Annotated in this window: 21 protein-coding genes and 2 pseudogenes; 18 read left to right on the forward strand and 5 right to left on the reverse strand. The window is 33.7% G+C overall.

Annotation, left to right across the window (positions count from 1 at the left end):
- Window positions 1-39: 39 nt before the first annotated feature.
- Window positions 40-993, forward strand: coding sequence for a branched-chain amino acid ABC transporter permease (locus tag MHH42_RS09545; protein ID WP_016108202.1), 954 nt, complete (start codon window positions 40-42; stop codon window positions 991-993).
- A gap of 91 nt (window positions 994-1084) precedes the next feature.
- On the opposite strand, the gene MHH42_RS09550 is transcribed toward MHH42_RS09545, so the two are convergent.
- Window positions 1085-1873, reverse strand: coding sequence for a LysR family transcriptional regulator (locus MHH42_RS09550; RefSeq protein WP_000404971.1), 789 nt, complete (start codon window positions 1871-1873; stop codon window positions 1085-1087).
- Window positions 1874-1993: 120 nt separating this feature from the next.
- Here MHH42_RS09550 and MHH42_RS09555 point away from each other — a divergent pair, with 120 nt between their 5' ends.
- Window positions 1994-2542: a DUF4865 family protein gene (locus tag MHH42_RS09555; protein ID WP_340893235.1), complete on the forward strand. Its 549-nt coding sequence runs from the start codon at window positions 1994-1996 to the stop codon at window positions 2540-2542.
- Window positions 2543-2630: 88 nt separating this feature from the next.
- On the opposite strand, the pseudogene MHH42_RS09560 reads toward MHH42_RS09555, so the two are convergent.
- A pseudogene (locus MHH42_RS09560) lies at window positions 2631-2804 on the reverse strand (siderophore biosynthesis protein); the annotation flags it as partial.
- On the opposite strand from MHH42_RS09560, the pseudogene MHH42_RS09565 reads away from it, so the two are divergent.
- From MHH42_RS09565 to MHH42_RS09610, 10 genes and pseudogenes are all read left to right on the forward strand, one after another.
- Window positions 2800-2871: pseudogene (locus tag MHH42_RS09565) on the forward strand (DUF4352 domain-containing protein); the annotation flags it as partial. The pseudogenes MHH42_RS09560 and MHH42_RS09565 overlap by 5 nt on opposite strands.
- Window positions 2872-3240: 369 nt before the next feature.
- Window positions 3241-3684 (forward strand): MarR family winged helix-turn-helix transcriptional regulator, encoded by a 444-nt coding sequence (locus MHH42_RS09570; RefSeq protein WP_001205523.1) that lies wholly within the window; start codon window positions 3241-3243, stop codon window positions 3682-3684.
- 118 nt (window positions 3685-3802) lie between these two features.
- A complete protein-coding gene (locus MHH42_RS09575) occupies window positions 3803-4858 on the forward strand; it encodes an LLM class flavin-dependent oxidoreductase (protein ID WP_000417545.1) in 1056 nt (351 codons plus the stop codon).
- Between the two features lie 592 nt (window positions 4859-5450).
- The gene (gene cydA / locus MHH42_RS09580; protein ID WP_000448866.1) at window positions 5451-6854 is read left to right on the forward strand and encodes a cytochrome ubiquinol oxidase subunit I; all 1404 of its coding nucleotides are present in this window, start codon (window positions 5451-5453) and stop codon (window positions 6852-6854) included.
- Window positions 6841-7857, forward strand: coding sequence for a cytochrome d ubiquinol oxidase subunit II (gene cydB / locus MHH42_RS09585; RefSeq protein ID WP_000950090.1), 1017 nt, complete (start codon window positions 6841-6843; stop codon window positions 7855-7857). The genes cydA and cydB overlap by 14 nt, the downstream gene beginning before the upstream one ends.
- Entirely contained in the window at window positions 7857-9578 is a 1722-nt protein-coding gene (cydD, locus tag MHH42_RS09590) for a thiol reductant ABC exporter subunit CydD (RefSeq protein ID WP_070173033.1), read from the forward strand. Before cydB ends, cydD begins: the two co-directional genes overlap by 1 nt.
- Window positions 9575-11299, forward strand: coding sequence for a thiol reductant ABC exporter subunit CydC (gene cydC / locus MHH42_RS09595; RefSeq protein WP_070173034.1), 1725 nt, complete (start codon window positions 9575-9577; stop codon window positions 11297-11299). The genes cydD and cydC overlap by 4 nt, the downstream gene beginning before the upstream one ends.
- Before the next feature lie 299 nt (window positions 11300-11598).
- On the forward strand, window positions 11599-14160 hold the full coding sequence (locus MHH42_RS09600) for a glycosyltransferase (RefSeq protein WP_340893237.1): 2562 nt from the start codon (window positions 11599-11601) through the stop codon (window positions 14158-14160).
- Window positions 14161-14379: 219 nt separating this feature from the next.
- Complete coding sequence (locus tag MHH42_RS09605) at window positions 14380-14601, forward strand: hypothetical protein (protein ID WP_000459109.1); 222 nt, start codon at window positions 14380-14382, stop codon at window positions 14599-14601.
- Between the two features lie 89 nt (window positions 14602-14690).
- The gene (locus MHH42_RS09610; protein ID WP_000695210.1) at window positions 14691-15137 is read left to right on the forward strand and encodes a DUF6376 family protein; all 447 of its coding nucleotides are present in this window, start codon (window positions 14691-14693) and stop codon (window positions 15135-15137) included.
- An 87-nt stretch (window positions 15138-15224) separates the two neighbouring features.
- Here MHH42_RS09610 and MHH42_RS09615 read toward each other — a convergent pair whose 3' ends face one another.
- Window positions 15225-16226, reverse strand: a complete 1002-nt coding sequence (locus tag MHH42_RS09615) for a S66 family peptidase (protein WP_070173036.1) — start codon at window positions 16224-16226, stop codon at window positions 15225-15227.
- A 204-nt stretch (window positions 16227-16430) separates the two neighbouring features.
- Between MHH42_RS09615 and MHH42_RS09620 the strand changes: the two genes are divergently transcribed.
- Together MHH42_RS09620 and MHH42_RS09625 are read left to right on the forward strand one after the other, a co-directional pair.
- Complete coding sequence (locus MHH42_RS09620; protein ID WP_001080885.1) at window positions 16431-17384, forward strand: D-alanyl-D-alanine carboxypeptidase family protein; 954 nt, start codon at window positions 16431-16433, stop codon at window positions 17382-17384.
- 244 nt (window positions 17385-17628) lie between these two features.
- Complete coding sequence (locus MHH42_RS09625) at window positions 17629-18231, forward strand: nitroreductase family protein (RefSeq protein ID WP_016108209.1); 603 nt, start codon at window positions 17629-17631, stop codon at window positions 18229-18231.
- Between the two features lie 142 nt (window positions 18232-18373).
- Here the strand turns inward: MHH42_RS09625 and MHH42_RS09630 are convergent, their stop codons facing one another.
- The gene (locus tag MHH42_RS09630) at window positions 18374-18544 is read right to left on the reverse strand and encodes a hypothetical protein (protein ID WP_000789336.1); all 171 of its coding nucleotides are present in this window, start codon (window positions 18542-18544) and stop codon (window positions 18374-18376) included.
- Between the two features lie 690 nt (window positions 18545-19234).
- Here MHH42_RS09630 and entFM point away from each other — a divergent pair.
- Window positions 19235-20524 (forward strand): enterotoxin EntFM, encoded by a 1290-nt coding sequence (gene entFM, locus MHH42_RS09635; protein ID WP_097926633.1) that lies wholly within the window; start codon window positions 19235-19237, stop codon window positions 20522-20524.
- A 96-nt stretch (window positions 20525-20620) separates the two neighbouring features.
- Here entFM and MHH42_RS09640 read toward each other — a convergent pair whose 3' ends face one another.
- On the reverse strand, window positions 20621-21385 hold the full coding sequence (locus MHH42_RS09640) for an alpha/beta fold hydrolase (protein WP_001194291.1): 765 nt from the start codon (window positions 21383-21385) through the stop codon (window positions 20621-20623).
- A gap of 240 nt (window positions 21386-21625) precedes the next feature.
- Here MHH42_RS09640 and MHH42_RS09645 point away from each other — a divergent pair, with 240 nt between their 5' ends.
- The 3 genes from MHH42_RS09645 to hitS all read left to right on the forward strand — a co-directional run bounded on the left by MHH42_RS09645 (window position 21626) and on the right by hitS (window position 25220).
- Window positions 21626-23386 (forward strand): ABC transporter ATP-binding protein, encoded by a 1761-nt coding sequence (locus MHH42_RS09645; protein ID WP_000453895.1) that lies wholly within the window; start codon window positions 21626-21628, stop codon window positions 23384-23386.
- Window positions 23387-23472: 86 nt separating this feature from the next.
- Entirely contained in the window at window positions 23473-24150 is a 678-nt protein-coding gene (hitR, locus tag MHH42_RS09650) for an envelope stress response regulator transcription factor HitR (RefSeq protein WP_000612405.1), read from the forward strand.
- Complete coding sequence (hitS, locus tag MHH42_RS09655) at window positions 24147-25220, forward strand: envelope stress sensor histidine kinase HitS (RefSeq protein WP_001231633.1); 1074 nt, start codon at window positions 24147-24149, stop codon at window positions 25218-25220. Before hitR ends, hitS begins: the two co-directional genes overlap by 4 nt.
- Window positions 25221-25269 lie beyond the last annotated feature (49 nt).

A 25269-nucleotide genomic window follows, 5' to 3' on the forward strand; every position in this document is an offset into this window, starting at 1 on the left:
AACACATCGAATCGAATTAAAGTATACTTCGGAGTATTTATGCTCATTTGTTTAAGTGTATTTCCGTTCGTAAATGATTCACGGAGCTTGTTAATTTTGTTCACTCAAATCTTCATCTTTGCTATTTTTGCAATGAGTTTTGATATATTGCTTGGTTATACAGGAATTGTATCGTTCGGCCACTGTATGTTCTTTGGAATAGGAGCATATGGGGTAGCACTTTTATTCGATCGGCAAGGTGTATCAATAACAAACTTTTTCATAGGTATAATAGCGGCAATTATCGTTTCAGCAATCGTTAGTTATATAATCGGCTTGCTTTCTTTACGGTTGAAAAGTCATTTTTATGCAATGTTAACGCTCGCTATTTCACAGTTGTTTTTCGTACTTGCTGAAAAATGGCGTGGGCTAACTCACGGAGGAGATGGATTTACATTTGGAGTACCAGAAATGTTCCGTGATCGTTTTACATTTTATTATGTAACGTTTATATGTTTAATCAATATTTTCATTTTGCTACGTCTTTTCACAAAATCTTCAATTGGGAAAGTATTAAAGGCAATTTCACAAAATGAACAAAGAGTTGAAGCACTTGGTTATAAAGTTCTTCATTATAAAATTATCGCAAGTGTAGTGGCAGGAATAGTTGCAGCGATTAGCGGTGGTCTATTCGTCATCACATTACGCTTTGTAAATACCACTGTATTTTCAATTGAAATGACGTTAAATGCATTATTAATGACAATGATTGGAGGGGTTGGAACGTTAATCGGAGCCATTGCAGGAGCTGGTATCATTGAATCACTAAAATATTATTTATCAGAATTAGCGACGGAGTATCCGATTTTTGAAAGATGGACGATTATTCTAGGGTTATTGTATATAATCGTGTTACTAGTTTTTCCGAAAGGATTAGTTGGAACGGTTAAGCAGTTGAAGAGTGTTAAAAGGAGTAAGAAGGAGAAAAGCGCAGGTGTGGAGCAGAACGTGTGAAAAATCAATTGTATATAAAAAAAACCCCTCTTTTATATACGTTCAAGAGGGGTTTTTATTTTGAAAAAAGTTTGTAAACAAAGTCATTCTATTACTCAAATAGTTCATCAGGGGTATGCTTAATAAAGTTTCGATTCGTAAAAAAATGAACAGCTAATTTCTCTATTGGAACATTTTCAATTGTTACTAACTTATCATTTTTAATCGGTAAAAAAGCTATCCCATTTCCCTCAACGATAAATTCTTCCATAAGCGAATAAGAATCTAACTGTTGAAGTTGGCGCTGAGATAGATTGTTTTCTTTTAAAAATTGTATTGTCTTATTTCTAAAAGGGCACTTCTTGTCATTACTAACGAAGAAAAGTTCTTTTGAATAGTCAATGGTACACTTTTCTTTCGCTTTTAATAAACCTACAGAAATTGAAGTGGTGAATACTTTTTTAAACGCTGCGTCAGGATAATCCTCATAAGTTATGACCATATCAACTTTTTGTTGCTGTAACAGTGTTTGTAAGTGGCTACTACTTTCAATGTATAGTTGGTAACTCCTAAAATTTTCTTTAATGCGCATACTTAAATAATTTGTCAAAATAGATTGTGATGTCGCAATTACATAAGAAGAACCACTCGTTTTAATTTCATTTTTTGCTTCTTCTAACAGAGTTAATATTCTATTCGTGTAGTCTAATAAAATGTCACCAGAAGGTAACAATGAAACACCTTTGTTATCTCTATGTAGTAATGGTGTTTCTAACTCTTGTTCTAATTTTTTTATTCGCTCCGTTATATTCGGTTGCACATAACCTAGCTCTTTAGCAGCTTTACTAATAGAGCCTTCATTCGCTACAGTTTTAAATATGATAAGATCATTTATTTCCATTCATTTCAGCCCCTTATACGGTATCATTATAAATGATACCAAACATAATTTATACCTATTTTACGTTAGTTAGCCATCGGTTTATCATTATGTATATAAGATTGAAAGTGAGTGATAAACATGATTGGAATGCAATATAAGGTTATTTTTCCAAAGGATTATGATATAAGGATTATTAGAGAAAGGGTAAAAAAGAATGGTCATAAAACAGATGGTTTTCAAGAGTTGAATTTTAAGGCCTATTTAATTACTGAGGCAGGTAAGGACGGGAATTTCTATAATTGCTATGCACCTTTATATATTTGGAATGGTTATGAAGGGATGAACAAATTTATCTTTGAAGGGTATTACGATAATATTTTACAATCGTTCGGGTGGCAACAAATAAATATAGGTGTTCCATTCGTTGTTAATGTAAGTAATGACTTTAGAAAAAGTAGATATGTTGTTGAATATGTAGGGAGTATTTCTCAAATGGATTCATTGATTGGGGCTCAATTTAATATTTCGAATCAGAATGTCCAGAATACAGAAAATTGTATAGGGAATGTAATAGTCTATAACCCAGATAAGTGGGGATATAGTCATTTTGATTTTTATGAAGAAAAGCCTGAAATTGAAGCAATGAAGGATATTACAATATATGAAGTTCTACACATTTCACAGTAGATGTGGAATTGAAATATAGATTAATTATTTATAAAAAATCCATTTTGATTCAAGTAAAAAGGTTCAAAATGGATTTTTCTTGGTTATCTTATGTATACTCAAAACAAATTACTGCTTTTCTTAATTCTTTATTGAAGAATAAGTATATACGATCTGCACCATAAGCTTGAAAATAATATCCTGTAACAAATCCAACATACGTAAATGGATGACCATATTCATCTTTTGGCACATATAGAAGATTAGTATAGTCAAAAGATTCAAATCTTCAATTAATTTATAGACCTGATGTTATGTCTAAGGAGGAAGTAAAAGTGGAACTTAAGTAATTTATCCCGTAAAAGCCCGATGGGTGTAAACAAGGGTCTCTTATGCAAACCTATACAAGTTTTACATGAAGACGGTAATCTTGAATGAATTTACGGTACGATAAAAGAAAATAATAGGTTAGATGGTGTGAATTTCAAACATACCGTTTTGGAAAACAAAAATAAATGCATGATAAGGATTAGGCGTTGGAGCTTAATCCTTTTTTTATGGAGATGTAGAGAATGGTAAGTAGACCTAATACTACACGAGTAATACCTTTGGTTAAGTTCAAGTAAGTTGAGTTATATAAAAAAATGTAATTATCACTTGCATTAACATCACTTGCGTAGTAAAGTGATAATAAGATAAACGCTAGGAAGTGATAAAACATGCGTGATAATACGATAGGATCGTTAATATGGTTACGTTTAATACGATTTACGAATCAAAGTAATCAAATGTCAAATGAATTTTTAAAACGGTTTGATTTAACGACAGCCCAATTTGATGTCCTTTTGCAAATACGGACATATCAGCCGTTGACACAAATGGAGTTAGCTGAAAAGGTTACTGTTACGCAAGGCGGTATTTCTCGAATGTTAACTCGTCTTGAAAAAGAAGGATATATTGTGCGAAAACAAGATTGGAAAACAAAAACAATTAGTCTTACAGAGCAAGGAGAAGCAGCTTTAGAGAGAGCATTGCCAGAGCAACTTGCATTTCAATCTTCGTTTTTTGATGATGTATTAAATGAAGAAGAGCAGAAAATATTATACGAGCTGATGACGAAAGTTCATAAGCATAGTGAAAAAAAAGAATTACCGCAAGAGTAATTTTTTTATACTATCAATTGACTAATCAAGTGATGGCGTAGGTAATACGGAGATACACTTGACTTACCAACGTTTTTAGAAAAAAACTAATACTACTTTATTAAAGGGGAGAGTAACTATGGAAAAATACCGTATAGATACAAGAAAAGGAATTGAGTTTGGATTATATTCAATCGGTGATCATGTTTTAAATCCACATAATGGGGAGAAAATTACGCCAGAGAAAAGAATTCACGAACTAATTGAAACAGCTAAGTTAGCAGATGAGGCAGGGCTTGATGTGTTTGCTGTCGGCGAAAGTCATCAAACACATTTTACAACGCAAGCTCATACAGTTATTTTAGGTGCGGCCGCGCAAGCTACGAAAAATATAAAAATTGCAAGTTCCGCAACGATATTAAGTACATCTGACCCAGTTCGAGTATATGAGGATTTCGCTACCATTGACTTGATTTCTAATGGTCGTGCTGAAATCGTAGCTGGTCGTGGATCTCGTATTGGAGGATATAGTTTACTTGGTTACGATGTAAATGATTATGAAGAGTTATTTGAAGAGAAGATGGATCTTTTATTAAAAATTAATAAAGAGGAACATGTCACATGGAATGGGCAGTTCAGAGCACCACTTGAGCATGCTTCAGTTATTCCTAGAGCTAAAAACAATAACCTGCCAATTTGGCGTGCGGTTGGTGGACCGCCAGCTAGTGCAATTAAAGCAGGACGTGCAGGTGTGCCAATGATGATAACAACACTTGGTGGTCCAGCAATTAACTTTAAAGTGTCAGTAGATGCTTACCGCGAGGCTGCTCAGCAAAGTGGATTTGATCCAGCTAGTTTACCAGTTGCGACAACGAGTTTATTTTATACGGCAAAAAATTCACAAGATGCACTTAGTGAATATTACCCTCATATTAATGCTGGTATGCTTACACTGCGCGGTGGTGGGTATCCGAAACAGCAATTTACAAATGCAATAGATTACCGTGATGCTTTAATGGTTGGTAGCCCACAACAAATCATTGAGAAAATGCTTTACCAATATGAATTGTTTGGCCAACAACGCTTTATGGCACAAATTGATTTTGGCGGTGTACCATTTGATAAAATTGAGAAAAATATTGAATTAATTGCTACTGAAATTTTACCAGCCGTTAGAAAACATACAGCAAAATAAATAAAAAAACTGAGAGTCTAATTGACTCTCAGTTTTTTATTTGTTCTGGAAAAATGACAAAAAAATGAACTTTTAGTCGAGGGAGAGGGAAGCTATTTTTCTATTTTTGAATAACATTATTTCGAGTTTGAATTTTGAAAATACATTTTTCTCTTGACAAAAAATAAGCATTTATCCAGGGTGGTTTCGAGGACGTTTTTCCGGGTAAAAGTCAAGTGTATGAAGAAAAAACGATTGTTTTATAGATATAAAAGTAAGCCGTATATTGAAAAAACACATTCTGCTAATGAGAAAAATCTGATTCAAAAAAATGACAAAAGACATATTTCAGACAAAATGATGTCAATAATACGTCAAAAATAACCTAAATTTACTATGCAGGTATATTATACAATTCGATTAACGAATCAAAACACTACAGAAATAGTGAAAAGATAAAAATAGCATTGCAATAGTTTGAAAAACTGAAATTTTGCATTTTTCGACAATACATACAAGATGTTTTTGTCTTTTCGCATTTCTTAATAATTGAGTTTTTTAAGATTGCTCAATTAATTTTAATTATAAAAACTATGAAGGAAGTGATTTTAGTATGGAAACGCTCGAATTGGCACGAATACAGTTCGCATCAACAACGATTTTCCATTACTTTTTTGTTCCGCTGTCAATTGGTTTAGCTTTTATTATTGCAATAATGCAAACGTTGTATGTGGTAAAAGGACAAGAAGTATATAAGAAGATGGCGAAGTTTTGGACGCAATTATTCCTTATTAACTTTGCAGTAGGTGTAGTAACAGGTATTTTACAAGAATTTCAGTTTGGTATGAACTGGTCCACATATTCACGTTTCGTAGGTGATGTATTTGGTCCATCACTTGCAATTGAAGGATTACTAGCATTTTTCATTGAGTCTACATTTTTAGGTTTATGGGTATTCGGTGAAGATAAACTACCGAAGCGAATTCACTTACTATGTATTTGGCTCCTTTCAATTGGAACAATGTTATCAGCGTTTTGGATTTTAACTGCAAGTGCATTTATGCAGTCACCTGTAGGGTATGAAATGGCAGCAGATGGTCGAGCGCAAATGAATGACTTTTTAGCGATTATTCAAAATCCACAATTATGGGTACAGTTCCCGCATACAATTACAGCGGCAATTGCAACAGGTGCATTCTTTATTGCGGGTGTAAGTGCATGGAAAATTACAAAAGGACAAGAAACTGTAGTATTTAAAAAATCGTTCCGAATTTCTATCATTGTTGGAACGATTACAACAGCGCTTGTATTGTTCTTCGGTCATGCACAAGCACAACAATTAATTAAGACACATCCAATGAAAATGGCTGCAGCTGAAGCGCTATGGAATACGAGTGAGGATCCAGCGCCATTTACAGTATTTGCGAAAATTGATACAGAGAAGAAAGAAAATTCATTTGAAATTCAAATCCCTTATATGCTAAGTCTATTGTCGTATGATAAGTTTAGCGGTCAAGTTGAAGGGATGAATCAAATTCAAAAACAATATGAAGAAAAATACGGACCTGGAGATTATATTCCTCCAGTGCATACGATGTTTTGGAGTTTTAGAGCAATGGTAATGAGTGGAACATTCATGTTACTTCTAGGAGCTTACGGATGGTTCTTATCAAGAAAAGATCGTTTAGCTGAAAAAACGTGGTATTTAAAAGTAATGGTGTATGCAATTTCTCTTCCGTTCATCGGTAATACAGTAGGATGGATTATGACTGAAATGGGTCGTCAGCCTTGGGTAGTATTTGGTGTAATGAAAACAGAAGATGCTGTATCACCCAATGTAACATTCGGTGAAGTATTATTCTCACTTATTTCATTCACATCAATGTATTTAATTATGGGTGGAATTTGTGTGTACTTATTTGTTCGTACTATTAAGGGACATACGAATAAGAAAACGAAAAAGGATTATCAAAGCCATGATCCATTTGATAAGGAGGAAGAGTATGTTATCTCTTAATGAGTTGTGGTTTTTAGTTATTGCAATCTTATTTGTTGGATTCTTCGTACTGGAAGGTTTCGATTTTGGTGTAGGAATGGTTTCAAGGTTTTTAGGAAAGAATGATTTTGAAAAACGAGTTTACTTGAATACAATAGGACCGTTCTGGCACGCGAATGAAGTATGGCTTGTTTGTGCTGGTGGCGCTATGTTTGCGGCATTTCCGCACTGGTATGCAACTTTATTTAGTGGTTTTTATGTTCCCTTTGTATTTATGCTACTTGCTTTAATTTTAAGAGGTGTTTCCTTTAAATTCCGGGCGAAAATAGATAATCATAAATGGAAGAGTGCATGGGATTGGGGTATGTTTATTGGAAGTATGCTACCTCCGATCCTTTGGGGAGTTGCGATTGCAAACTTTATGGTAGGTGTACCTATCGATGAGAGTAAAAATGTTGTAGGTGGATTCTTGCAATTACTTCATCCATTTGCGTTACTTGGAGGAGTAATGTTCCTTCTGCTATGTATTGTTCATGGACTACAATTCCTTACAATACGTACAACGGGTAAATTGAGAGAACGTGCACGAATTGCTGCAATAAAAATTGCACCATTTTCATTAATAACACTTCTTATTTTTGCTGGTATAGGGTTATGGAAAACCGATATTTTCACTGCCCATGGTACAGAATGGATTATGGTACCAATTGGAGCTTTTGTAGCACTATTAGCGTCCACTTTATTAAATAAAAGAAGAAGAGATGGTTGGGCTTTCTTTATGACGAGTTTAACAATCATTTTACTAAGTGCGAGTGTATTTATCGGTATGTTCCCACGTGTTATGATTAGCTCTTTAGGAGCAATGAATGATTTGACAATTTACAACGCAGCATCAGGAGCTTATGCATTAAAACTTATGACTTACTTTGCGATTGCTATTTTGCCTTTCGTTATCGGAAGTCAAATATGGAGTTATTATGTATTTAGACAACCTGTTAAGTCAGACAACGATTTGGAGTACTAATGAAAAGAAAAAGAGGACTTCCGTCTTATCCCGGTAGCCGTATGTTATATGTAGCGTTAACGATTATTAGTATTTTAGAAGCTTTTAGTATTATTGCGCAAACAGTGTTTTTAGCGAGAGCTATTACGTTTTTATTTAATGGAGAAACAGTGCAATCTGTGTTGAATGAAACTGTTTATTTTGGGGTCATGTTTGCAGCGCGCCACATGTTGGTTCGAATATCACAAATTTTAGTGGAACGTTTCGCTGAAAAAACAGGATCGTTGCTAAGAAAGCAATTAATAGAGGCATATTTCACGTTAGGACCAAGATATGTTCAAACTGTCGGAACAGGTCATCTGGTTACCTTATCGATTGAAGGGATTGAAAAATTTAAAACATATATTGAATTGACAATCCCTAAAATGATTAGAAGTAGTATCGTTCCGGGATTAATTGTACTATATGTTTTTACGCTGGATATTAAGTCTGGAATCATTTTAGTTGTAACGATTCCTATTGTAATCATATTTATGATTCTTTTAGGATTAGCAGCGCAGAAAATGGCTGATAGTCAATATGAAACATATCGTGTACTTTCTAATCATTTTGTAGATACGTTAAAAGGGTTAGAAACATTAAAGTATTTAGGGAAAAGTAAACAGCACGAAGGAAAGATTGAAAAGGTTAGTAAAAGATATAGAAAAGCAACGATGCGTACTTTGCGAGTTGCTTTTCTTTCTTCTTTTGCATTAGATTTCTTTACAAGTTTATCAATTGCGTTTGTGGCAGTAGGTTTAGGAATTCGTTTAATAGACGGAACGATTCTTTTATTGCCTGCTCTTACAATATTAATTTTAGCTCCGGAATATTTTCTACCGATTAAGCAAGTTGGAGCGAATTATCATGCTACATTAGATGGCCAACTTGCGATGGAACAAATAGAGGGAATTCTACAGCAACAAAAAGAAATAGAAAAGAAAGATTCAAATGTAGATATAGTATGGAATTCTTCAAGTAGCTTGAAATTACAAGATGTAAAAGTAAATAACGATGAATCTAAAAAGGCTATATTAGAGGGAATTGACTTTGCTTGGCAAGGTAACGGTGCTATAGGCATTATTGGTGAAAGTGGGGCAGGGAAATCAACGTTAATCGATGTGTTAGCAGGATTTCTCTCTCCGTCCGGTGGGAAAGTGTTAGTAAATGGTGTGGGAATTGACGGATCTACTCGTGAAGATTGGCAAAAAAATATTGCTTATATTCCACAGCAACCATATATTTTCCCACTTTCATTAAAAGATAATATTTGTTTCTACGAGACAAATACAACGGATGAAGAAATGAAGAAAGTTATTCATGATGTAGGGCTTAGCTCACTCATTGCATCTCTTCCAAATGGAATGGATGAAAGAATTGGAGAAGGTGGACGTATGCTTAGTGGCGGACAAGAACAACGTGTCGCTATGGCGCGTGCACTTTTAAGTAAAAAACCAATCATTTTATTAGATGAACCTACGGCGCATCTTGATATTGAAACTGAATTTGAAATAAAGCAATCGATGTTACGTCTGTTTGAAGGTAAGTTAGTATTTCTTGCAACACATCGTCTGCATTGGATGAAACAAATGGATCATATTTTTATTTTAAATAAAGGGGAAATTAAAGAAAGTGGAACGTATGAAGAACTGTTAAAGAAAGAGACATTACATTTTCATAGGGAAGAGAGGGGAGAGAAATGAGTAACTGGATTAAACCTTATATACAGCAAAATAAAGGTAGAATGACCTTAACTATTTTCCTTGGGCTTCTTGGAGTTAGTTCAGGTGCGATGTTACTTTTTATTTCAGGTTATTTAATCTCTAAATCTGCTCTTAGACCAGAAAATGTAATGGCTGTATATGTTCCGATTGTTGCAACACGTGCGTTTAGTATAGGGCAAGCTGTTTTCCATTATATAGAGCGTTTAGTGGGACATGATGTCGTACTACGCATATTAGAACGAATGAGAACGAAACTATACAGAATAGTAGAACCACAGGCGTTATTTTTTCGTTCCCGATTTCAAACGGGTGATGTGTTAGGTGTACTATCCGAAGATATAGAGCATTTACAAAACCTATATTTACGTACAATATTCCCTAGTATATTAGCACTAGTTGTATATAGCATTTTCGTACTTGTTATCGGTACATTTGACTTCGTATTTGCACTGATTGCTGGTTGTATGTTAGCTATTATCGTTTTTCTTCTTCCATTCGTATCATTACTATTGATGAGGCGACATCATGTTACTTTAAAGCAGGGAAGAAGCCGTTTGTATCAACAACTAACAGACGCAGTCTTTGGATTATCGGATTGGCAGGCAAGTGGTCGAAAAGATGAATTTATTAATGAGTATGTAGAGCAAAATGATCGATTGTTAAAAACAGAGAAGAGATTGAAACGCTGGTATCATATTCGAGACAGTCTCATTCATTTAGTAGTAGGTATTGTAGTTATTTCAATGATTATATGGACTGGGAATGAAGCAGCAAGTGAACAGATTGCACCTACAGTTATCGCGGCCTTCGTATTAATGACTTTATCTGTAACGAATGCGCTTATTCCGATTTCAGATGCCATCGATCGAATCCCATCTTATGTAGAATCTGCTCATCGTCTGAATCGTGTAGAAAGTGATAGTGTTTTACATGATGAAATGGATTTGCATGAAGATAAGGATTACGGTGCACCAAAACATGTAGATATTGAACTGAATCATGTATCGTATAGTTATCCAGACAGTAACGAGACTGTATTAAAAGATATATCGTTACAAATAAAAGCAGGAAAAAAAATTGCCATTTTAGGTAGAAGTGGGACAGGGAAATCTACTTTACTAAAATTGTTAACAGGGGCGTTAAGTCCGGTACATGGACAAGTTTTATTGAATGGTGAACAAGCGCATACGAATCTTTTATCCAAATATATTTCCGTATTAAATCAAAAACCGCATTTGTTCGATACGACAATTGGAAACAATGTGCGAATCGGTAAACCAGAGGCTAATGATGAAGAGATATGGAACGCTTTAGAGAAAGCACAATTAGCTTTGCATATCGCTTCTCTTCCAGATGGATTACAAACAAAAATGCATGAAATGGGGAAGAGATTTTCTGGTGGAGAAAGACAAAGGGTTGCTTTTGCTAGAACGCTTATGCAAGAAGCGCCGATTATTGTACTTGATGAACCTACTATCGGGTTAGATCCAAAGACAGAGTTATCTTTAATAGAAACAATGTTTTCTGCAACGGAAGAAAATACAGTCATTTGGATTACGCATCATCTTGTAGGAATTGAACATGTAGATGAAGTTATATTCCTTGATCGTGGTCAAATTGTAATGCAAGGAAGTCATGAGCAATTACTTAAAGAAAATGAGAGATATCGTATGCTTTATGAGCTAGATAAAGGAATATAATTTGATTAAGTACTTATCGTAAAAATAGCTGCACCTTATGGTGTAGCTATTTTTTGTTAAGAAATATATATTCATTTCAACGTATAGATTTGTTTGGCTCAATACTGTTTTAGGATGGTAATCATTATGAATGGAAAGCTGTAAATCAAATGTCTGTATTATTGAATGTGTATATATAGGAGTGAAAAGTAGGATATTTTGTTACGAGCTTGCATAAAAGTATAAAGGTTCCATACGGTTTTAGTCAGGTGATTTTGTGTCGCGTATATAAATAATATGCGAAAAGGTGGAGGAATAAGATGAGAGGTCATTTTGAAAAAAGTAAAGAGGCGATAGATCGAATGCCATTGGTGAGTGTATTAATTCCTACTTATAATCGTCCTCACTACTTTGAAAAAGCATTATGTAGTGTGTTAGAACAAACATATCCTAACATAGAAATTATTATTGGAGATGATAGTACGAATGACGAAACAGAAAAGGTATTACAAAAATATTTGTGTAAGTATTCAAATATTAATTATATAAAAAATAGCTCAACTCTAGGGCAATTTGAAAATGCACTTATGTTATGTAATGAGGCGAACGGCGAGTATATTAACTTTTTAATGGATGATGATATATTTCATGTTAATAAAATTGAAAAAATGATGAAATATTATGTCAATGATTTAAATCATGAAATTAAGCTCGTAACATCCCATCGCCAAGTAATTGATGATGAAGAGAACGAATTAAGACATATTTATTCAACAGTACGTCTATTTGAAAATGACACAATAGTAGATGGGGTGGAATTAGCAAATAGGGTAATTGTAAATCAAAAGAATTATATAGGAGAACCTACAACGGTATTATTTCGTAAAAATGATTTGAAAGAACCGTATGGTATGTTTGATAAAAAGAGGTATCTATGCAACGTAGATATCGCCTCATGGTTATCCTTATTAAGTAAAGGAAAAGCAGTATATATAGCGGAGACACTTAGTTACTTCCGATTACATCCAGGTCAACAGTTAAATGAATCTAATAAACTTATGGATGGATTAGAAGATTTTTCACATAGTATTATAGTTGGAGAAAAATATGGTTTTTTAGCTAATGAAACAGAGCTAGACAAAGCAATAACTAATTTTCTAGACTATGCAAGAAGAATAGTTCCATCATCACTATTATATACATTAGATTTTTATCAACAAATTAAGCTAAAGAAAATTAATATAGAAAAGAAAAAACAATATATGAATTATAACTCTCATCTACCGAAAGTTAGCATACTTATTCCTGCCTACAATAAACCTCATTATTTGGAATTAGCTCTCAAAAGTGCTTTGAATCAAACATATGAAAATATTGAAATAATAATTTCTGACGACAGTACGAACGTTGAAGTTCACGCGATGATCCAACCATATTTACGTGAATATGAATGCATTACATATGTTAAAAGTGAAACCCCATTAGAAGCTGAGAACTTTAATAAATGTATAGAACTTGCAACTGGAGAGTATATAAACTTTTTATTAGATGATGACTTATTTCATCCTGAAAAGATTAAAAGAATGATGAATTGTTTTTTTAGAATAGAAAACATTTCGTTTGTGACATCATATCGGGAACTAATTGATGAGAATGGAAAGGTTTTACCACCATCAACATTGAATATGAAAATTGCCAAAGAAACTACACTTTTTGAAGGGAAAGAATTAGGGAATTATATGTTAAAAAACTTGAAAAATGTAGTTGGTGAACCTACAACAGTTCTGTTTAATCGGAAGTTTTTTGGAGGGGAGTTTGGTTGTTTTAAGGGGAAAGCTTATTCTGCTATTCATGACATTGCAACATGGCTCGATATGATGAAGAAAGGTAGAGTCGTTTATATACAGGAACCTCTTAGTTATTTTAGACAGTATAGTGGACGAAATCAAAAGGAAAAGCAGTTTATATTCATGACAATTGAGGAATGGATTGAATTAATAATAGATGCATATAATAGTGGATTTTTAAATGATGAGCAAGATTATAAAGAGTGCTTGACTTATTGTTTGGAAAATGCGGTGTTCATAATGAAAGATGCAGTAAGAGGTGGGCAATTAAATGAAATTGATAATGGAAAGATAGAGAAGGCACTAAATAAGGTAGTTACTCGTATATTTGAGAAAGAAGTATGTTATTGTCAATATTGCAATCAACAATTTGCAAAATTTTCCCCTTGGCCAGCACATTACGATTTTCCAAAATATAAATTCGAGATGTGGAATAAAGATACGGGGATTTGTCCGGTATGTGATTCGATGGATCGTGAAAGGTTATATCGTGTTTATATTGAAATGGAAACTGATTTATTAAGTGGAAATGATACTGTACTTCATATTGCACCGGAAGCAAAGGTAAGAGGATGGTTTAGTCAGTATAAAAACATTACATATGTATGTGGAGATATTGAACCGAAGGATCAGTTAATGAAAGAAATAGATGTTACAAGAATTGTATATGAAAATAACACATTTGATGTGATTTTATGTAACCATGTATTAGAACGCGTTTTCGATGATGAAAAAGCGATGCGAGAGTTATATAGAATATTAAAGCCAAATGGATGGGGAATTATTCAAGTGCCAATCGTAATGAATGTAGATTCTATTATAGAGAATGAATTAATTGTAACACCGAAATTAAGAAAATTAGCTTTTGGTCATGAAGATCATGTAAGAATTTATAATCAATCAGGATTTATTCAACGATTAATGAATGCAGGATTTAAGGTGGAACTGTATAACATAGCTGAAAAACAAGGAATGAAAAGCGCTAAGAAATTTGGGTTATCTGAAACAGATATGCTCTATATTGTCCGAAAATGATAGGCAAGAGATGTGTATTGAGGGGAAGTGATATCCCCCATCTACAGGGGGGAAGGACCTTTAAAACAACGTTTTGAAGAAGCGTTCATTCTTTAAAAAAAGAATGAATGCTTCTTATTTTAATTATAGAGCAGCGTGTATCGTATTTTTAGGTTTTAAATTTAGTTGACCAAGGCAATACTGAGCCATAGTGAATGTAAAGTTGGAGGGCGAGTGTATATGTTTGATGAGGATGGGATTGTTTTAATTATGGAACCAGCTGATGAAAGAAACTTGAGGAGATTTATTTTTACAGTGCCAAAGTCAGTTTATGAAAAGAAGGGGCTGTCATTACACTATGGAACAGCTATAGGACAAGGATATATGGATATAATTGAAGATATTATTAGCGTACATATAGAAATTGATGTTGTAACAATAATAGGGCATGTAAGTGGGTAAATTGCTATTTGAAAAAAGGTTATAAGCAATTAAGCTAGAAGTTATGAAGGGAAGCTTACAGACAATTATAAAGACGAAGGGAGTCTAAAATGAAAATAAAATCAATTTTATTAGTATTGATAGTTTCAATTGGTTTAATAGGTTGTTCGATAGTAGAGGAAGGAAAGAACTCATTAGATTATGCTCAAAAGGCAACAGACTATGTGAATGAAATAAGCGCATTTGCAAATGAAGCTCCAGCGTTAGCGGAAAAGGCTGTTAATGATAAAGAAGCCCGAAAAGAATTGGAAGCGAAGCTAAATGAAATTAAACAAGATATACCAGCTTTTAATGAATTAACACCACCAGATGTTGCGAAGGATCTTCACCAACAAATCGTCGGATATAATGAAAAGTTAAATACATTAATTGATACGTCTATGAAGAAGGTAGAGGAAGGGAAAATTGATGTAGAGCAATTTAAAAACTCTGAGCTTATGCAGACGATGGATCAAGTGCGAGATTTGAAAGATAAGATACAAAATTTAGGTCAATAATGAAAAGCTCCGTTTTTCATAAACGGAGCTTTTCATTGTTTTCTAACGGTAAGTTCATTATATTTTCTTCCTATAATATAAGTGTGCTTAGACCGTCCATTTTTCTAAAATATGTATCGTTTTATTGGTCGCATCCAACTTAATTGGAATACCTATGGGCATAGTGATCATTGGATGCGTATGACAACAATCAAAGTCAGCTAGAAAAGGGATTCTTTGATTTTGTAGTACTTCTAATAGTATTTCGTAAGGTTTTCGATTCGTACCGCAATCATCAAATTGCTCATGTTTTCCAAGAATGATACCAGAGACTTTATCAAATACTCCGTTAAGTTTAAGTAAGGAAAAGCTTCTTTCAATAGTAGCTGCATCTTTTGAGCTATCTTCAATAAATAGAATATCACCTTCTTGAATAGGTGGCATATAAGGACTACCCCAAATTCCTTGTATTGTATTTAAGTTCCCGCCAATCATACGCCCAGTAGCTTGTCCATTCGTTACAGAAATCCAATTATTTGGTCTAAGTTCTTTTTCTTTCATTTTTTCTTCCCAATTAATAAATTCATCTGACCAAAATAACGGTTGCTTTATATTGTAAGGAAGAGGTTGATCGTTTAGTAATGTTTCTGAAAAATATTTGTATGTGTCATCTACAAAAGGCTCAAATTCTCCAAAAGAAGGAACGAGTGCAGGACCGTAAAATGTAGGAGTTCCTGTTTTTGCATAAATTCCTAGTAATAAAGCTGATACGTCTGAATATCCAATCATTATTTTAGGGTTATTTCGAAAAATATCATAATCGATATAAGGTAATAATGAATTGGAATTCATCCCACCAATTGTTGACATGATACAAGAAATATTTGGATTTCTTATCAAATCATTTAGTTCATCAGCACGCTCTTGTATGCTGCCAGAACGATAATAATCATATTGATTTGTAAGTGAACCTTCCAATATATGAAACCCTTTCTGTTTTAAGTAAGATTTTGCTCGTTCAAACCTTTTTGGGGAAGTGTAGGTTGCTGGTGAAGAGGGCGAATAAATCCCAATAGTATCGCCGTATTTTAATGGTTTTGGAAGTATCATTTGTATGAATCCTTTCTATTAAATAGTTTGTTTATGAATTTATCATTGAATATTCTTATATTTCAGTATTCATAGTGTAACATAAATAGATTGAAATAATAATTGTTGTATATGAATAAATATACTTTTTACCTTGACGATATGCAGGAATTGTTGTTATGGTTGACTGTGAGTGTATAAAAGGTTTGCTAAAGGAGTTTTGAAATGAATCGGTTGAAATGGGGAAGAGTAACAATCCTATTAGTCATTATTTTAGGGATATGTTGGTTCTTATTCCAAGGAACTCAAAAGAGTACAACAAATGTAGAGGGACCACCTTTACAAGTGGCAGAGCTACCTAAAACTGGGTTAACTGAAAAAGTAGTTCCGTCAAAGTACATCCCACCAAAAGTTGATGCAAAAGCAGCTATGATTATCGATGCGAGTAATGGAGATGTTATTTATCAACATAACGAAAATGAAGCTTTTGCGCCAGCTAGTATGTCTAAGATGATGACAGCGTACCTTTTATTAGAGAGTGTACATAATGGGAAAGTTCGCTGGGAAGATCCGGTGAAAATGAGTGAGAAAGCAGCGCAAACAGAGGGTGCGAGAATCCCAGTCCAAGTGAATGACACATTGACTGTGAAAGACTTGTACCATGCATTAATGATTGAATCGGCAAATAATTCGGCGGTGGCGTTAGCAGAACATATGGCAAAGACGGAGAAAGATTTCGTTCAACTTATGAATGCAAAAGCGAAACAGTTAGAAATGTCGGAACATGCTAAATTCGCAAATGCATCAGGGCTACAAGAGCCTGATGGAAGTGAGACTAAGATGACAGCTGCCGATGTAGCAAAACTGGCGTATCATCTTATAAAAGATTATCCGGAGATATTAGAAGTGACTCACTTACGTCAAAGTCAGTTAGCATTTAATAATATTAATGTTATCAGTACAAATGACATGCTAAACAAAAATAATAAAAGTTTATATATAGAAGGAATAGACGGATTAAAAACAGGATTTACAGATAGTGCAGGGTACTGTTTTACAGGTACTGCAAAACAAGGAGATACTCGAATTATTACAGTAGTCATGGGGACTTCCAGTAAAACAAAACGTTTTACAGAGACGAATAAGTTAATGTCATATACATTTGGATTAGTTAATTAAGTAAAATGCTAAGTTAGAACATTACATGAGGAAGGCAGTTTATTGTTACTTATTTTTAGTAACGATAAACTGCTTTTTTATTTAAAACACGGGAAGTAAAAAGGTAAAAAATGTGAGAGTTATTATTTGAGTTTATCAATGTTTGTTGATAGTATAAAGTTATAAACTTATTAATAATAAGTTTGAAGGGGCGTTGTATGATGTATACATATGAAATAGCCTCAATTGAAAATTGGAGGGAATTATGATGGCAAAAGATTTTTACTCAGCAATTGAAGACAGAAGATCTATTTATGCAATTAGTAAAGAGCAAGTAGTTTCTGATGAGAAAATTCAAGAAGTGATTTATCATGCTGTAAAACATACACCTTCAGCTTTTAATTCTCAAAGTGCTCGTGTTGTTGTTTTGTTAGGAGAACAACATGATAAATTATGGGATCTTACGAAAGAAACATTACGGAAAATTGTACCTGAAAATAACTTTGCACCTACAGAAGAAAAAATGAATGCATTTAAAAGTGGTTATGGAACGGTTTTATACTTTGAAGACAGTGAAGTAGTGGAAGGGCTTCAAGAAAAATTTGCACTATATAAAGAGAACTTTCCAACTTGGTCACAGCAATCCTCAGGGATGTTACAATTTGCAATTTGGACAGCTTTAGAAATTGAAGGATTTGGTGCTACATTGCAACATTATAATCCATTAATTGATGAAAAAGTAAGAAAAGAATGGGATGTTCCAGAAAACTGGAAACTCACTGCGCAAATGCCATTTGGTAAACCAGTAGTACTTGCTGGCGAAAAAAAGTTCCAACCATTAGAAAATCGTGTGAAAATTTATAAATAAGGTAGAAATAATAAAAGGTGAACAGGGATACGACCTGTTCACCTTTTATTATCCCGCATTAACGGCCCGCAAACGCCCGATTGGTGAAGGATAATAATTAGTGGGAGATGCAAAAAATTCTTACTACTTATAAAGTTTCACTTTATAAGTAGTAAGGATTTTTTTGTTGGCAATTTTTCATCTGATTTTTCAATTCTTTTTTACGTGTTTCAATAGTTGATATTTTTTGTAATGTTATAAATGAAACGAACTGAATAGAGGCGTAGTATAATTCTATATTTTTGTTTATGTGATCGTCTATTATGTTTTTCACAAATGCACCTCCTTGTTCATTACTAGTAAGACTACAATTTGGAATGGTGGAAGTCGGCAGTCCTTAAATTCCTATTGCACATCTCTTTGTTGATAAGAGTTTCATATTATATGATTATATAAATAATAACGGAAATATTTCAAAAATTCCATAGTTAGTAAAAAATAAATAGTCAATGGAGTGTGTATTTTCTTTAACATAGAATGAGGTTTTGAGAACTAAATCTTACAATTCGTCAAATTATTTAAAAAACATAGATCGTATAGGAAATTAGTTTTCTGAAAATATTATACTATTGATTAATTAAGTAATTTTTGCCATGATAAGAGTACGCTTCATGTAATTCATTTTATCAAGAAAACACATAGTTTGTTTTGTATTCGTTAATAAATTTTTTTATTGGATAGAAAATAAGTATTCTATATTGAGATAATGAATGGAATGTCGGATTTTCATGCGATACATAAGAAATTTGAAGAAAATCGTTGCAAAATTACTATGTTTAATGATAAAGTTCACATGAAGTTCACACGGAATTCACTTCATGCATTTAAAATGAAATACGTGTGAAAAATAAAACTCTTGTTAAAAAATGGAACTTGATGAATATTTTACTTTGATAATATTGTAAAGTATTAAGTTTATATGTTTTTTTAAGAGGATAGTAGGGAAAGGAAGTAAAGACAACTTATGAAAAAAGTAATTGCAGGTTTAGCAGCAGCTTCAGTAGCAGGTGTTGCAGTTCCAGGTATGGATTCTGCTCATGCACAAGTTTCGAACGAAGCGCTAAAAGAAATTAATGGACAAACTCAAACACAAACTCAAACGACTGTAACTGAAACAAAAAAAGTAGAAACAACTTCTGAATTAAAATACACAGTAACTGCTGATGTATTAAATGTTCGTTCAGGTGCTGGTACAGGACATAACGTTATTTCTAAAGTAAAACAAGGTCAAGTACTACAAGTAATTGGACAAGAAAACGGTTGGTTCAAAGTAAGTGTAAACGGCCAAACAGGTTATGTAAGTGGTGACTTCGTAACAACTGGTGGTAACAAAGGAACAACTGTTCAACAAGGAACAGGTACTTACACAGTAAACGTTTCTTCACTTAACGTACGTACAGGCCCAAGTACTTCTCATACAGTATTAGGTTCTGTAAATAAAGGGAAAACAGTACAAGTTGTAGGTGAAGTACAAGATTGGTTTAAAATCAACTTCAACGGTGGAACTGGATACGTAAGCAAAGACTTCGTAACAAAAGGTGGTTCTGCTGTATCTAACGAAACACAAAAACCAACTACAAACAACAACAATACTACTACAGTTCAAACTGGTGGTTCTTATGTTGTTAACACTGGTGCTTTAAAAGTACGTACAGGCCCAGCTACATACAATGCTGTAATTGGTGGGGTAACAAACGGTAAAGTATTAAACGTTACTGGCGCAGAAAATGGTTGGTACAAGATTAACCATAATGGCCGCACAGGTTACGTAAGTGCAGACTATGTTAAGTTTGTAAAAGGTGGAGTGACTGGTGGTAACCAAGGTTCTAACCAAGGTTCTAACCAAGGTTCTAACCAAGTACAAAAACCAACAGCACCTACAGGTGGAGATACGTCTTCAATCGCTGGATTCGCTAGATCTTTAAATGGTTCACCATACAGAACTGCTGGTACAACACCTGCTGGTTTTGACTGCAGTGGATTCATTCACTACGTATTAAATCAAACTGGTCATAAAGGCGCTCGTCAAACAGTTGCTGGATACTGGAGCTCTAAAACAAAAACTAGTAATCCACAACCAGGTGATTTAGTATACTTCCAAAATACTTATAAATCAGGTCCTTCTCACATGGGTGTTTACTTAGGAAACGGTCAGTTCATTAGTGCAGAAACTGATGCAACTGGTGTACGTATTAGTTCTGTAAGCAACTCTTACTGGAGCAAGCACATTTTAGGTTACACAAAAGCATACTAAGAAAAAGTATTTTATACTTTTCGTATAGAGAAAAGGCTTTCCAAGGAAACTTGGGAAGCCTTTTTATAGTTGAATAAATTGGAAGTTTAGTAGTTTTTATTTTAACTTTCCATTTAAAAATCGATCATATAAGTCATGAAAATAGTTAGGACGAAATAAGTTTGCAGCATGTCCTGCTAAAGGTATTTCCTTATATAGAACGTTTGGCAGAATAGATTTTAAATCAAATAGGCAAGATTTATAGAGATGATCTTGTTCACCCATTACCCATAATATAGGGTGGGGAAGTGATTTTAATTTAGATTTTAAATCGAATTCTAACCGGTGTCGTAATGATTGGGCAATTATGGATGAATGTAATTGTAATCCGAAACGGTAGTAAATATTTCTTGAAATGACTGCGAACGGATTCGCCTTTAATATGCCGCTTGGAAAAATAGTATTTGCGTATTGAGAGAGCCATTTAGAGTATTCGTCTCCTCGCTTCTCCCAAAATTTTTGAAATACGTTATATAAAAGGGATGGATTATTATAATGTCCACCAATATGACAAATGCTTAATACCTTTTCCGGGTGCATTTGTGCAAAAATAGTGGAGATATAACAGCCATAGCTTAAAGCGCAAATATGAGCCTCTGTAATACCTTCTTTTTCATATAATTTCAATAATTGATCTACGAGGCGCTGTAATGAAAATTCAATAGCTTCTCCTTTATCGTCGCCGTGACCTAATAAGTCATAAGTTATAATGTTGTAGGAGGCAGAAAATCGTTTATGCTCTTTTTTGAAGGCACGACGATTGCCAACTAAGCCGTGAATAAAAATGATTGTTTCCTTTTCAGAATGTATATTTGTTTGCAAAAAGGATACTCCTTTCAATAACTGGAGATTTATATAGTATTTTAAATTAGTTATCTATAATTCACATACAATAATATTAAGTACCAGGTAATAATATCAGATGTTTATATCTGTTGTAAAGATGAGTTTTTATGTATATTTTGTAAAAATAGAAAAAGTGTGTTTACATTCAGTTTACATTTGTACTGTATTCTAGTTTTAGAAAGAGCAGTTTGGCTTAACACGAGGAGATGAACAGGAATGGAAGTTAGAAATGAAATGAAGAAAAAAGGAAGTTGGAGGCAGTTTTTACGCCTTATTCGAGATACAAATCCTCCGAAAGGGATTCTTGTTTTTGCATTGTTAATGAGTTTGCTTTCTACAGGAGCGAGTTTATTTATTCCGATGTTAACAAAAGGATTAGTAGATAATTTTTCGCTTTCGTCAATTAGTACAGGACAAATTGTTGGGCTAGTTGCCTTCTTTGTCATGCAAACCATTGCTGCAGGATTGTCTATTTATTTACTAAATTATATTGGGCAGAAGATTGTAGCTGGACTGAGAGAACGTTTGTGGAAAAAGGTGCTTGTTTTACCAGTATCTTATTATGATCAAAATAGAACAGGCGATACGATTAGCCGTATGACAAATGATACAGGTGTTGTGAAAACATTAATTTCTGAGCACTTGTCAAATTTATTAACAGGCGGTATTTCAATTGTTGGATCATTAATTGTATTATTTGTTTTAGATTGGAAAATGACAGCTTTACTCTTAACGGTTATTCCGTTGTCTGTATTAATTTTAGTTCCTCTTGGACGAAAAATGTATAAGATTTCAAAAGCGCTTCAAGATGAAACAGCATCTTTTACAAGTGTGTTAACACAGGTGTTATCAGAAATTCGTTTAGTGAAATCTTCAAATACAGAAAAAAGAGAATATGAGACAGGTAATACAGGGATACAAAAGTTATTGCAATTTGGTTTAAAAGAAGGAAAAGTGCAAGCATTAATTTCACCAGTTATGTCGTTTGTTTTAATGGCACTGCTTGTTATTATCGTAGGCTATGGTGGAATGCGAGTTTCTAGTGGTGCATTAACAACAGGTGAACTTGTAGCATTTATTTTATATTTAGTTCAAATTATTATGCCAATGAGCCAGTTATCTATGTTCTTTACACAATTCCAAAAGGCAATTGGTGCAACGGAAAGAATTAATGCGATTTTAGAATATGAAGTAGAAGATCATGAAACTGGTGTGAAGGTTTCGAATGCTAAGCAGTCGATAGTTCTTGAAAATGTACATTTTGAGTATAACGAAGATGAGAAAGTATTGAACAATATTGATTTCACAATTGAATCTGGAAAAGTAACAGCGATTGTAGGTCCAAGTGGTAGCGGAAAAACAACTTTATTTTCATTATTAGAACGTTTTTATGAGCCAACTGGTGGTGCTATTAAATTAGGAAAAGAATCAATTACGAGCTATTCATTGCAGTCATGGCGACGTCAAATTGGTTATGTATCACAAGATAGTCCGTTAATCGATGGAACGATTCGTGATAATATTTGTTACGGTGTTGAGGGCGAAGTGACGGATGCAGAAATTGAAAAAGTAGCAGCTATGGCATATGTTGATGCATTTATTCATGATTTACCAAATGGATATGCAACAGAAGTTGGAGAGCGCGGTGTGAAGCTTTCTGGAGGACAAAGACAGCGAATTGCGATTGCCCGAGCATTACTTCGAAATCCGCAAATTCTTATGTTAGATGAAGCAACTTCAAGTCTAGATAGTAAATCCGAGTCTGTCGTTCAAAAGGCATTAAATAACTTAATGAAAGGCAGAACAACTTTAGTTATTGCACATAGGCTTTCTACGGTTGTAGATGCGGATAAAATTATCTTTATTGAAAAAGGGAACCTTACAGGAAGCGGTACGCACGATGAATTATTACGTACACATGACATGTATCGTGAGTTTGCAACGCAACAATTGAAAATTAAAGAGGGTGCATTATAAAATGAATAATCAGTGGAGGTTGTACTCCGCTGATTATTCATTTTAAAAAAATATAAAAGATGCTTAGTAGAAAGGAAATGGTTCCTTTGATACCTAAAATTTTAATAGTAGACGACGATCCACATATTAGAGAACTCGTTTCTGTTTTTTTAGAGCGGGAAGGCTTTCAAACATATGAGGCAATTGATGGCATAGATGCACTTAGGAAAATGGACGAAGTAAAAGTCGATATGGTTATTCTTGATATCATGATGCCAAATATGGATGGATTTGATGTATGTTTTGAATTAAGAAAATACTATGATATCCCGGTTCTGATGCTAACTGCCAAAGGAGAAACATCACAAAAAGTAAAAGGATTTCACCTTGGGACAGATGATTATCTCGTAAAACCATTTGATCCTATAGAATTAGTAGTGAGAGTAAAGGCGTTACTGAAACGTTACCAAATTACAGTATCGCAATCGATTCAAGTTGGAAATGTACTGTTAAACCGTAAAACGTTTGAAGTGACACTGGGGGAACAAACGGTTACGTTACCGCTAAAAGAATTCGAGTTACTTTTTACATTAGGATCTAAGGCGGGAAGAACTTGTTCGAGAGAGCAATTAATTGAAGAAATATGGGGATATGATTTTGAAGGGAATGAACGTACACTAGACGTTCATATTAATCGGTTACGTGAGAAGTTTCAAGAAGAGAAGTCGAAATTTAGTATTAAAACAATAAGAGGTTTAGGGTATCGCTTAGAGGTAAGTAAATGAGAAAAAGAAAACGAATGAGTAAGTTGAAGATGCTGAAAGTATTTGGAGCGGTATTAGCTCTCTTTACTTTTCTTACTATCATTTGGTCTATCGCATTTTATGTAGCAACTAGTTTATTGAATGCTTTTGACGTAAATGTATCGCCGTTTGTTGCCTTTCTAATTAGTGATATGGTCGGTTTTGTATTTATTATTCTTATTTGGACATTAATTGGAATATTAATGAGGCCAAAACGAGAGGCAATGATTTGGACTATTATTGAACCGATACAAAAAATTGCAAAAGGAGACTTCTCCGTAAAAATACGAAATGAAGAAAAGTATGATGGAGAAATTGGCGTGCTCGTAAAAAGTATAAATGATATGACAGATGAACTGAATACGATGGAGAAAATGAGACAAGAGTTTGTATCAAATGTTTCTCATGAAATACAGTCACCATTAACTTCTATAAAAGGATTTGCTAGAGCACTACAAGATGATAATCTTTCTGAGGAAAAAAGAAAGCATTATCTTACCATTATTGAAACTGAAACAACGAGATTATCTAAACTAAGTCAAAACTTATTGAAGCTAACTCTTTTAGAATCCGAAGAGTATACACCAGAAAGAGTGAGCTATCGATTAGATCAACAGTTAAAGCAAATTGTATTAAATAGTGAACCACTCTGGGCTGAAAAAGAAATTGAATTAGATCTTGATTTAGAGAAAGTCCATGTAACTGCAGACCAAGAAAGTATGAGTCAAGTGTGGATTAATTTAATTCATAATAGCATTAAATTTACTCCAAGCGGTGGTACGATCACTATTCAGTTAAAGGAACATGAGACAGTAGTGGAAGTGCGTATCTGTGATTCAGGAATTGGTATATCAGAAGAACAGAAACAACATATTTTTGAGCGTTTTTATAAAGCGGATTCTTCACGAAATCGTGCCTATGGAGGAAGTGGCTTAGGTTTAGCTATTGTAAAAAAAGTACTTGATCTTCATGAAGGAGAAATAAAAGTCGAGAGTGAGGAAGGAAATGGTACAGAATTTATTGTGTGTATTCCTAAATATGAAGAAAAGTAGTGTTAGGTGGAAAGATTTCTAACACTATTTTTCTTTAAAAAGGCATATA

This window comes from Bacillus sp. FSL L8-0099, from assembly GCF_038006385.1.
Classification (GTDB): domain Bacteria; phylum Bacillota; class Bacilli; order Bacillales; family Bacillaceae_G; genus Bacillus_A; species Bacillus_A toyonensis.

Bases quoted from the DNA above. Each gene is read 5' to 3' on its own strand.
- MHH42_RS09545 (WP_016108202.1), top strand. From the start codon at position 40: ATGCTCATTTGTTTAAGTGTATTTCCGTTCGTAAATGATTCACGGAGC.
- MHH42_RS09550 (WP_000404971.1), bottom strand. From the start codon at position 1,873: ATGGAAATAAATGATCTTATCATATTTAAAACTGTAGCGAATGAAGGC.
- MHH42_RS09555 (WP_340893235.1), top strand. From the start codon at position 1,994: ATGATTGGAATGCAATATAAGGTTATTTTTCCAAAGGATTATGATATA.
- MHH42_RS09570 (WP_001205523.1), top strand. From the start codon at position 3,241: ATGCGTGATAATACGATAGGATCGTTAATATGGTTACGTTTAATACGA.
- MHH42_RS09575 (WP_000417545.1), top strand. From the start codon at position 3,803: ATGGAAAAATACCGTATAGATACAAGAAAAGGAATTGAGTTTGGATTA.
- cydA (WP_000448866.1), top strand. From the start codon at position 5,451: ATGGAAACGCTCGAATTGGCACGAATACAGTTCGCATCAACAACGATT.
- cydB (WP_000950090.1), top strand. From the start codon at position 6,841: ATGTTATCTCTTAATGAGTTGTGGTTTTTAGTTATTGCAATCTTATTT.
- cydD (WP_070173033.1), top strand. From the start codon at position 7,857: ATGAAAAGAAAAAGAGGACTTCCGTCTTATCCCGGTAGCCGTATGTTA.
- cydC (WP_070173034.1), top strand. From the start codon at position 9,575: ATGAGTAACTGGATTAAACCTTATATACAGCAAAATAAAGGTAGAATG.
- MHH42_RS09600 (WP_340893237.1), top strand. From the start codon at position 11,599: ATGAGAGGTCATTTTGAAAAAAGTAAAGAGGCGATAGATCGAATGCCA.
- MHH42_RS09605 (WP_000459109.1), top strand. From the start codon at position 14,380: ATGTTTGATGAGGATGGGATTGTTTTAATTATGGAACCAGCTGATGAA.
- MHH42_RS09610 (WP_000695210.1), top strand. From the start codon at position 14,691: ATGAAAATAAAATCAATTTTATTAGTATTGATAGTTTCAATTGGTTTA.
- MHH42_RS09615 (WP_070173036.1), bottom strand. From the start codon at position 16,226: ATGATACTTCCAAAACCATTAAAATACGGCGATACTATTGGGATTTAT.
- MHH42_RS09620 (WP_001080885.1), top strand. From the start codon at position 16,431: ATGAATCGGTTGAAATGGGGAAGAGTAACAATCCTATTAGTCATTATT.
- MHH42_RS09625 (WP_016108209.1), top strand. From the start codon at position 17,629: ATGATGGCAAAAGATTTTTACTCAGCAATTGAAGACAGAAGATCTATT.
- entFM (WP_097926633.1), top strand. From the start codon at position 19,235: ATGAAAAAAGTAATTGCAGGTTTAGCAGCAGCTTCAGTAGCAGGTGTT.
- MHH42_RS09645 (WP_000453895.1), top strand. From the start codon at position 21,626: ATGGAAGTTAGAAATGAAATGAAGAAAAAAGGAAGTTGGAGGCAGTTT.
- hitS (WP_001231633.1), top strand. From the start codon at position 24,147: ATGAGAAAAAGAAAACGAATGAGTAAGTTGAAGATGCTGAAAGTATTT.